The sequence below is a fragment of the Micromonospora sp. NPDC057141 genome (genome assembly GCF_042670805.1).
In the GTDB taxonomy this organism is placed as follows: Bacteria; Actinomycetota; Actinomycetes; order Mycobacteriales; family Micromonosporaceae; genus Micromonospora.
The window spans coordinates 22,682-33,028 of sequence record NZ_JBHUVA010000072.1 but is presented as its reverse complement, the minus strand read 5'-3'; the positions used below and the strand labels follow the sequence as shown (position 1 = coordinate 33,028).

At 71.5% G+C, this 10,347-nt stretch carries 9 protein-coding genes; all 9 read right to left on the bottom strand.

Going from position 1 to position 10,347, the window contains the following annotated elements:
• Positions 1–27: 27 nt before the first annotated feature.
• Entirely contained in the window at positions 28–555 is a 528-nt protein-coding gene (locus tag ACFT41_RS26365) for an FxsA family protein (protein WP_377589701.1), read from the bottom strand.
• Positions 556–615: 60 nt separating this feature from the next.
• On the bottom strand, positions 616–1,413 hold the full coding sequence (locus ACFT41_RS26360) for a polyprenol monophosphomannose synthase (RefSeq protein WP_377589704.1): 798 nt from the start codon (positions 1,411–1,413) through the stop codon (positions 616–618).
• A 50-nt stretch (positions 1,414–1,463) separates the two neighbouring features.
• Positions 1,464–3,086 carry an apolipoprotein N-acyltransferase gene (lnt, locus tag ACFT41_RS26355; RefSeq protein ID WP_377589703.1) on the bottom strand — a complete coding sequence of 541 codons (1,623 nt, stop codon included), beginning with the start codon at positions 3,084–3,086 and terminating at the stop codon, positions 1,464–1,466.
• Between the two features lie 454 nt (positions 3,087–3,540).
• A complete protein-coding gene (locus ACFT41_RS26350; RefSeq protein ID WP_377589700.1) occupies positions 3,541–4,878 on the bottom strand; it encodes a glutamate mutase L in 1,338 nt (445 codons plus the stop codon).
• A complete protein-coding gene (locus ACFT41_RS26345) occupies positions 4,875–5,267 on the bottom strand; it encodes a hotdog domain-containing protein (RefSeq protein ID WP_377589699.1) in 393 nt (130 codons plus the stop codon). The genes ACFT41_RS26350 and ACFT41_RS26345 overlap by 4 nt, the downstream gene beginning before the upstream one ends.
• Positions 5,264–6,019, bottom strand: a complete 756-nt coding sequence (locus tag ACFT41_RS26340) for an OAM dimerization domain-containing protein (RefSeq protein WP_377589698.1) — start codon at positions 6,017–6,019, stop codon at positions 5,264–5,266. Before ACFT41_RS26340 ends, ACFT41_RS26345 begins: the two co-directional genes overlap by 4 nt.
• On the bottom strand, positions 6,016–7,575 hold the full coding sequence (locus ACFT41_RS26335; protein WP_377589697.1) for a lysine 5,6-aminomutase subunit alpha: 1,560 nt from the start codon (positions 7,573–7,575) through the stop codon (positions 6,016–6,018). The genes ACFT41_RS26340 and ACFT41_RS26335 overlap by 4 nt, the downstream gene beginning before the upstream one ends.
• Positions 7,572–9,143 (bottom strand): amidohydrolase, encoded by a 1,572-nt coding sequence (locus ACFT41_RS26330; protein WP_377589696.1) that lies wholly within the window; start codon positions 9,141–9,143, stop codon positions 7,572–7,574. The genes ACFT41_RS26335 and ACFT41_RS26330 overlap by 4 nt, the downstream gene beginning before the upstream one ends.
• A 4-nt stretch (positions 9,144–9,147) precedes the next feature.
• On the bottom strand, positions 9,148–10,197 hold the full coding sequence (locus ACFT41_RS26325; protein WP_377589702.1) for a zinc-binding alcohol dehydrogenase: 1,050 nt from the start codon (positions 10,195–10,197) through the stop codon (positions 9,148–9,150).
• Positions 10,198–10,347 lie beyond the last annotated feature (150 nt).

Below are 10,347 nucleotides of genomic sequence, written 5' to 3'. Positions count from 1 at the left end.
CCCTTGCGGGGGCGTCGTCGCGTGTGGCTACCGTTCGACGATCTCACCCTCGATGGCCCGGCCACCGTCGGCCACCGTCGACGCAGACCCCTCCGGCTGCGGCTGCGGCTGCGCCGCCGGTGGCGCGTCGCCGCGGCGCACCCGCACCCGCCGCGGCCCGAACAGGTCACCGGCCACCATCGACGACACCCGCCGCTCCGCGGCCCGCCGCACCCCCGCGCCCGCCAGCCGCCGCACCGGCGGCACCAGCAGCAGCACCCCCACCACACCCGAAACCAGGCCCGGCGCCGCCAGCAGCAGCGCCCCCAGCAACCCCACCAGCCCGTCGGTGACCTGCGGACCCGGCGGCGCGCCCGACTGCGCGGCATCCCGGAACCCCCGCCACGCCCGCATGCCCTCCCGGCGCAGCAACACCAACCCCAGCAGCGACACCGCGAACACCGCCAGCACCGCCGAGCCGAACCCGACCGCCCGGCCGACGCCCACGAACACCGCCAGCTCCACCACCACGGCCGCCAGCGCGGCCACCGGCACGAACCTCAGTCCTCGGCGCATCTCACCCCATCGCCCCGTCGCGTCCCACCAGCCCGTCCAGCAAGCATGACACGCCGCCGCTCACGGCCACCGCACCTGACCGTCACCGGTGCCGTGCAGGCCCCGCCGCCACGCCGTACGCCGATCCTGCACCGCCCACACACTGACCCGCCACAACGCCTCCGCCACGATCAACCCACTCATCTTGCTCGCCCCCCGCTGACGCTCCGCGAACGTGATCGGCACCTCCACGATCCGCGCCCCCGCCCGATGCGCCAACCGCGACAACTCCACCTGGAACGAATACCCCTGCGAACACACCGACCCCAGATCCACCGCATCCAACACCGCCAGCCGATACACCCGGTACCCGCCGGTCGCGTCCGTCACCGGCATCCCCAACGCCACCCGCGCATACAGGTTCCCGCACCGCGACAACAGCAGCCGCCGCAGCGGCCAGCCCACCACCCGCGCCCCCCGACACCACCGCGACCCGATCACCACGTCCGCGTCGGCGGCGGCGGCCAGCAACCGCGGCAGGTCCTCCGGGGCGTGGGAACCGTCGGCGTCCATCTCCACCACCGCGTCGTAGCCGCGCTCACGCGCCCACGCGAACCCCGCCAGATACGCCGCGCCGAGCCCCTCCTTACCGGGCCTGTGCAGCACGTGCACCCGCCCGTCGCGAACCGCCAGGGCGTCGGCGAGGACCCCCGTGCCGTCGGGACTGGCGTCGTCGGCGACCAACACGTCCACCTCGGGCGCGGCGGCCCGCACCCGCGCCACGATCGACGTCACGTTGTCGGCCTCGTTGTAGGTGGGGATGACCACCAGCACCCGCCGCAGCGGCGCCCGGCGTCCCACCCGCGCTCGCACCCCCACCGCTTCACCCACCGCTCCTCCGCCCCCGGCCGGCACCGCCGGCACGTCCGTCAGCCCGGAATCCCCCGGGACGTCCCGGCGCCTGCCCGCCGCCGCCGGCGCAGCACCGCCGCACCGGCCACCACGACCAACGCCACCACGACCAACGCCACCTCCGGCCACACCCCGACCCGGGTGGCCAGGGTGCGCCCGTCACCGAGGCGCAGCTGCCGCGACACCACGGCGCGGGTGTTGAACCCGGTGGCGTCGGATACCCGCCCGTCGGCGCCGACGAACCCGGACACCCCCACCGTCGACGCCATCAACGACGCACGGCCGTGCTCCACCGCCCGCAACCGCACCATCGCCAACTGCTGACGGGCCTCCGCCACGTCGAACGTCGCATTGTTCGTCTGCACCACCAGCACCTGCGCGCCGCCGGTGACCGTGTCCCGGACCAGACCGTCGTAGGCGACCTCGAAACAGATCACGTCACCCAACGTCACCGCCCCCGCGTCGACGACACCCGGCCGGTCACCGGCCACCATGTCGCTGCGGACCCGGTCGACCTCCTTGCTGATCATCCGCGCCACGTCCCGCAACGGCACGTACTCGGCGAACGGCACCGGATGCCGCTTCGTGTACATCTGCTCCAGGTCCGGACCGGCCCCCGGCCGCCACAGGATCCCCGCGTTACGGCTCTGCCCCACACCCGGCCCCACCAGCACCGCGCCCACCAGGATCGGCGCCCGCACCGCCGCCGCGGCGACGCCGATGCGCTCACCGGCGGCGGCGCTGCGCAGCGGGTCGATGTCGCTGGCGTTCTCCGGCCACACCACCAGGTCCGGCTGCGGGCGCCGCCCGGCGGCCACCTGCGCCGCCAGGTCCAGGGTCGCCTGCACGTGATTGTTCAACACCGCCTGCCGCTGGGCGTTGAAATCCAACCCCAGCCGCGGCACGTTGCCCTGCACCACCGCCACCGTCACCGTCGCCCCACCACCGGCGACACCCACCGGCACCACCAACCCCACCGCCACCATCGCCACCGCCGCGCCCACCGGGCCCAGCGCCGCCCACCGCACCCGCGCACCCGAAAGCCACGGCCGCCACAGCGCCGCCACCAGCAGACCACCCGCCGCGGCCACCGCGAACGTCACCAACGGCGCCCCACCCCACGCCGCCAACCGCACCGTCGGCGCATCACCCTGACTGAACGCCAACCGGCCCCACGGGAACCCCCCGAACGGGGCCCGCGACCGCAGCGCCTCCTGCCCCACCCACAACACCCCGGACACCAACGGCCACGCCCACCGCCACCGGTCCACCACCGGCGACACCCACGCCCCGGCGGCACCCAGCAACGCCACCACCGCCGCCTGCGACAACGACAACAACACCCACGGCAGCATCCCCGTGTGCAGGTTCGTCCACTCCAGCAGCGGCGCGAACAACGCCAACCCCGCCAGGAAACCCAACCCCGCCCCACCACGCACCCGACGCCGGTGCGTCGCCGCCGCCAACAGCGCCACCCCCACCGGGGCACCCACCCACCAGTCGTACGGGGGAAACGCCACCAGCAGCACCAACCCGGCGGACACCGCCACCGGCACGGCAACCCGCAACGGCAGCGGCCCCACCACCGGCCGCACCACGGCCACAGACGACGGGTTCTGCGCGACAGCCGTCACCGGCATCTCACCTGCGATCACACCGCCGAAGGCTACCCGCCCCACCCCGACGCCCCGGCAACAGACGCCCCACGGAAACGGAAATCGGGGCGCGGCCTGCGCCGCGCCCCGATGCTCCCAGGCCCTTCCCGGCCGGTGGGGCGAGGATCAGGCACAACGACCTTCGGACCGACCCGACGGCGAACTGGCTGCCCCCGCCTGACCGTTGTCTACTGGCCGCGCACCTCACCCTGCCCGTACACCGGTAACCGCGGCCGGTTCGCGCCGCCCCGCCGACCCCCGCCCGCTGGACCTGGCCGCCGCAACCCCGAAGGTCACTCGGCCAGCGGACGAAGGGACGAAGCGAACAACAGCCGCTTCCCGTAGTAGGACTCAAAGACGGTACGTGCTGCCCCCCAGCCCCTGTCAACCCGCCCCGGCCAGCCGCCCCACCCGCCACGGCGTGTCGCGGCGGCGAACCTCAATCCGCGGCGAGATGCCGACGCACCAACGCCCCCGCCGCCACCGGATGATCCGCCGCCAGCAACCCCGCAGCGGCCAGCACGTACTCGACGTCCACCACCGCCCGAGCCGCCCGCGGCACCGCCCACCCACCCGCATGATCCGACAACACCGCCCCCAACACCCCCGCCCCCACCCCCGCCGGCACGTGACGCAACACACCCCCCGACCCGACCAGCAGCCGCACGTCCCGCAGATCCCGCCCCCCACGCTCCCCCGTCGCCCCACCCCGCGCATGCCGACGCACCGCCACCGTCGCCGCCAACGCCGCGATCCGCGCGTCCACCACCCACCCCGCCTCATCCACCGGCAGGAACCCCGGATCCGCCGCCCGCACCCCCGCCGCCACCGCCAACCCCGACTCCTCCTCCACCCCCACCAACCGCTCCTGCACCGCCGCCCGCACCACCCCCGGCGCACTCCACCGCATCCCCAGATCCCCCTCCACCGTGCGGGCCCGCCACAACGACCCGGCGACCTCCCGCCCCGGCCCACCAGCCCGCTCGTCCGGCGTCAACACCGAATACACGTCAGTCGTCGCCCCACCCACATCCACCACCACCAGATCACCACCCACCACGTCCGCCAGGATCTCCACCCCCGTCAACACCGCATCAGGCGTCGCCGCCCGCACCAACCGCCCGAACCGGGGCCCCCGCGACAGCCGCTTCCCACCGATCACATGCCGCAGAAACACCTCCCGGATCGCCGCCCGCGCCGACCCCGGCTCGAGGACCCCGATACGCGGCAACACATTGCCCGCCACCGTCACCGGCACCCCCGCGCCGGCCAACACCGCGCGCAGGTCGGCGCGGACGTCGACGTTGCCCGCCAGGACCACCGGCACCCGCCACCGCGCCCGCGCCAACCGGGTCGCGTTGTGCGTCAACACCTCCGCGTCCCCACCATCGGTGCCGCCGACCAGCAACACCACATCCGGGCGGGCCGCCCGCAACGCCGACAGCTCCGCCGCACCCAACCGGCCAGCGGCCACATGCACCACGTCCGCCCCCGCCGACAGGCCCACCCGCCGACCCGCCTGCGCCGTGACCAGCGGCTCGTAGCCGATCACCGCCAAGCGCAGCCCACCCCCAGCCGACGAACACACATAACAGGGCGCATCAGCCACACCCGCCGACGCCGTGGCCGCCCCGACCGCAGCATCCAACCCGAACAGCACATCCGAACCCACCGTCGTCGGCGCCGACGCCACACCCACCAGCCGGCCGCCGTCGAGGTCGACCACCGCCACCTTCGTGAACGTCGACCCCACATCGACGCAGACCGCGGTGCTCACGCCACCGGCGGCACGACCACCGTGCCGGTCGCGGTGACCGCCACGATCGGCACGCCGAGCACCTCCGCCGCCGACTCACCCCGATCCGGACGACCCCGACACACCACCCGCGCCTCGAAGTCGATCGTGCGGCTACGCGTGCCCACCCGAGTCACCGTCGCCGCCACCTCCAGCACGTCACCGGCCCGCATCGGCGCCCGGAACTGCACATCCGAATACGACGCGAACAACCCCTCGTCGCCGTCCGTGCGGATGCACACCTCCGTGGCCACATCCCCGAACAACCCCAACGCGTACGCCCCATCCACCAGACTCCCCGCATAGTGGGCATGGGAGTACGGCACATACCGACGGTGGGTGACGGTCAGACCGACCCGGGAATCACTCATGCGACCCTCACCTTCCTGGAAGTGACCAAAGCGTGGACGAGGTAGCTGGCGACCTCACCCGGGGTGGTACCGCGACCGAAGATCCGGTCCACACCCAACTCCGCGGTCATCGTCTCGTCGAACCGCGGCCCACCCACGATCAGCAACGGACGCTTCCCCGCCGGCAACGCCTCCCGGAACGCCGCCGACATCTCCCGCGTGTTGTGCAGGTGCGCGTCCCGCTGCGTCACCACCTGCGACACCAACACCGCATCCGCCTTCTCCCGCCGGGCCGCCTCCACCAACTCCGGCACACTCACCTGCGCACCCAGGTTGGTGACCTTCAACTCGCGGTAATACTCCAGGCCCTTCTCCCCGGCGATGCCCTTCACATTGAGGATCGCATCGATGCCCACCGTGTGCGCGTCCGTGCCGATACACGCACCCACCACCGACAACTTGCGGCGCATCCTCTGCTTCACCACCGCGTTGACCTCCTTGGCCGACAACAGCGGAAAGTCCCGCTCCACCACCTGCACCTTGTCCAGGTCCACCAGGTGGCTCACCCGCCCATACACCACGAAGAACGTGAACCCGTCGCCCATCTGCCTGGCGTGCACCAGCATCGCCGGGTCCATACCCATCCGGTTGGCCAGCTGCACCGCCGCGCCCTCGGCCCGCTTGTCGTGCCGCACCGGCAACGTGAACGACACCTGCACCATCCCGTCACCCGTGGTGTCGCCGTACGGCCGCACGACCGTCCCGTCACTCATGCCGACTGCTCCAGAATCTCCGTGGCCGGGTTGTAGTAGTCACCCTCGTGCCGCGCCACCCCGGACAGACCCTTGCCCCGATCCGCCGGCCGCTTCATGATCCCGAACGTGCCCTCGGCGATCGCCGACAACAACGACTGCTCACCGATACGCTCCAACAGGTCGACCGCCTCACCCAACACCCGGTGCGCCCGCTGCTGGATGAACCCACCCGGCGCCGGCACGAAGTCCTCATGCAACCCACCCGCAGCCCCCAACACGTACCGCACGTTCTGCACCGCGACGTCCCGGTCCGACAGCCACGGCGTCACCACCGCCTCCGTCATCATCCCCACCAGCAGAATCCCCTGCCCCGTCATGGCACCCACCAGATTGAAGAACCCATCCAGCAGATTCCCCCGGAACACATCCCCCGTCATGTGCTTCGTCGGCGGCATCCACTTCAACGGCGCCTCCGGAAACAACTCCCGAGCCAACAACGCATGCGCCAGTTCAAGGCGGAACGACTCCGGCAAATCCGGGTTGATCTCGAACGCATGCCCCAACCCCAACTGCCAGTCCGCCAACCCCGCCTCGTGCGCGAAGAACTCGTTGAGCAACTGCGACACCGTCACCGTGTGCGCCTCGTCCACCGCATCCGCAGTGGTCAGATAATTGTCCTCACCCGTATTGATGATGATCCCCGCCCGCGCGTGCACCTGCCGGGAGAACCGCTGGTCCACGAACGTGCGAATCGGGTTGATGTCCCGAAACAGAATCCCGTACATCGAATCATTGAGCATCATGTCCAACCGCTCCAGGCCAGCCAGAGTCGCCATCTCCGGCATACACAGCCCCGACGCATAATTCGTCAGCCGCACATACCTGCCCAACTCCCGCGACGAGGAGTCCAACGCCGCCCGCATCAACCGGAAGTTCTCCTGCGTCGCATACGTCCCCGCGAAACCCTCCCGCGTCGCACCCTCCGGCACATAATCCAGCAACGACTGCCCCGTCGACCGGATCACCGCGATCACGTCCGCACCCGCCCGCGCCGCCGCCTGCGCCTGCGGAATGTCCTCGTAGATGTCCCCCGTCGCCACGATCAGATAGACCCACGGCCGCCGCGCCGGATCCCCGTACCGCTTGACGAGGCGGTCCCGCTCGGCACGCCGCCGGTCGATCCGCCGCACCCCCGCCGCCACCGCCCTACGCGACGCCCGCCGCGACGCCGTCGCCGCCCTACCCGACGGCACGCCGAACCGCACCGACCCCGCCGCCGCCTTCTGCGCCAACAACGTCACATCCGACACGCCCTCCCGCACCAGCGCGTCGAACACCGGCACCGCCACCCCATGCCCCAACCCCACGTCCGCGACCACCGCATCCACCAGCCGGTTCACCCACGGAATGCCATCCGGATCCGCGCCGGACACCCCCGCCAGCCGCAACACGGCACGCTCCACCGACACCGTCGTATGGCTACGCGCCAGATCCACCACCGGCTGCCCGGCCCGACGCGCCAACTCCCGCGCCCGCCCCACCAACGCCGGATCCAACCCAAGCTTGCCCGTCACGACACGCCCTTCTCGTAGATCACGTCACCCCGCAACACCGTCGCCCGACACACCGGCAACGGCGTCGGATCACCCACACCCCGCAACTCCGGGTCCGCAGCCTGCAACACCGGCAACCCCCGCTCCACCCCCGCAGGCGTCCACCACACCGCGAACGTCGCCGGCGCCCCCAACGCCAACACACCCTCGTTGTCCAGATGCACCGCCCGCCACCCACCCCGGGTATGCGCCGCGAACGCCGCCCGCACACTCATCCGCTGCACCGGATTGTGATGCGCCACCGCCGCCCGCACCGAACCCCACGGATCCAACGGCGTCACCGGCGAATCAGACCCGAAAGCCAACCCCACCCCCACCGAATGCATCGCACCCATCGGATTCGACTCCAACGACCGCGCCAACCCCAACCGCGCCTCATACATCCGACCCGCACCACCCCACAACCGATCGAACGCCGGCTGCATCGACGCCACGATCCCGAACTCCACGAACCCCGCGATCAACCGCCTACTCATCAACTCCGCGTGCTCCACCCGATGCCGCCCCGCCCGCAACCGATCCGTGCCCAACCTCTCCGCCGCCCCCGCGAACCCCGCCAACACCGTCGAGATCGCCGCATCACCAATCGCGTGGAACCCGCCCTGCACCCCGTGCGCCGCACAATCCAACAAATGATCACGAACCTGCTCCGCCGACACGTACCCGTGCCCGCACCCACCCGGCTCACCATCCAGGTACGCCACCGACACATGCGCCGTCCGCGACCCCAACGCACCATCGGCGAACAAATCACCACCGGCACCCACCGCACCCAACTCCCGCGCCCGCGCCGCCCCGAACAACTCACCCCAATACCCGTACACCTCCGGCACACCCCGCCCCGACAACGCCAACAACCCCGCAAAATCCTCCTCGTCCGAAATCTCCGGACCACCACACTCGTGCACCGCCGCGATCCCCAACGACGCCGCATGCGCCAACGCCCGCCGCTGCGCCGCCACCCGCTGCCCCCGCGTCACCGACGCGAACGCCGCCGCCCGCACCACATGATGCGCGTCCATCCGCAACCACCCCGCCCCGTCGAACCCCGCCGCACCCACCGCCTGCGGACACTGCGCCAACAACGCCGACGACACCAACGCCGAATGAATCGACGCCTGCGACAGATACACCCGCCGACCACCCGCCGACCGACCCAACGCCACCGCATCCGGCAACACCCGCTCAGCCCAGGTCGACTCGTCCCACCCGTGCCCCAAAACCACCGCGTCACCCGGCAACCCCGCCGCGAACACCGCCACCGCATCCAACAACTGCCCCGCCGACCGCACCCCCGACAGGTCCAGCCCCGACAACGCCAACCCCGTGTCCGTCGCATGCACATGCGCATCCACGAACGCCGGCGTCACCAACGCCCCACCCAGATCAACCACCCGGTCAGCCGCCGGCGCCTCCGCATCCACCCCCAACCAGGCAATCCGCCCGTCACGCACCAACAACGCCGTCGCACGCGGATCCGCCGGACAGTGCAGCACTCCACCGCGGTACAAGATCGAGGGACCAGTCATGACGTCAGTCTGCCGCCAACCGGGCCTCGAACAGACCACGCACCCCAGGCTCCGACCGCAACAACTCCAACGCCAACTCCGCATGACCCGGCACGTACCCGTTGCCCACCAGCATCGTCACGTCCGCCGCCAACCCCTCCGCCCCCAACGCCGCCGCCGCGAAACTCGTCGCCATCGAGAAAAAGATCACCGTCCCACCATCAGCCGTGGCCAACACCGCCCCGTGCTCACAACCCGGCACATCCACGCACACCACCGTCACATCCGCCGGAACCCCCCACACCGACGTCACCGCCGCCGACAACCCCACCGGATCCCGCGCATCCGCCAGCACCACCTCCGTCGCCAGACCCGCCGCCACCAGAGCGTCCCGCTCCGCCGCTACCGGCACCACCCCGACCGTACGACCCGCGCCCGCCCGCCGCGCCGCAGCCAGCGACAGCGACCCGCTCTTACCCGCCCCACCGATCACCGCCACACACACCGGCCGGGAATCACCCGCCCGCTCCCGCCGCGCCACCTGATCGGCCACCACCCGCGCCGTCAACGCCGGCGCCCCACACACGTCCAACACCGCAAGCGACAACTCCGGATGCAGATCCGCCGGCAACACCGCCGCGATCGACCGCGCGAACAGAATCGCGAACCCGTCACACGGCACCTGCTCGCTGCGCCCGTCCCACCGGGCCAACCCATCGGTGATCGTCAACGGCGTCAGCGTCAGCGACACCAACGTCGCCACCCGATCACCCACCCGCAGCCCCAGCGGCGACCGTCGGCCCGCCTCCTCCACGGTGCCGATGAGCATCCCACCCGACCCGGTCACCGGATTCTGCATCTTCCCCCGCGCCGCGACGATCTCCAGCACCTCCGCGCGGACCTTCTCCCCATCCCCGCCGTGCTTCTGGAACAACTGCCGGAAACTCGCCGCGTCCAGGTTCAACCGCTCCACCCGGATCCGCACCTCGTTCGGCGCGATCCGCGCGCTGGCGTCCAGCCGCCACGCCGCCTGCGGCAGCACCCCCGCCGGTTCGACAACGCGGTGCAGACCCACCGGTGACGTCACGCCGACCTCCCCTGTTCAACCGCCCGAAGCCCCGCCCGGGACTCGCATCGCGGGAAAACTTACGGCAGACTAATATCCTCGCAGGATATTTTCCAGTAGCCTACGGGCCGCTGATCATCCGCACCACGCACCGAGGAG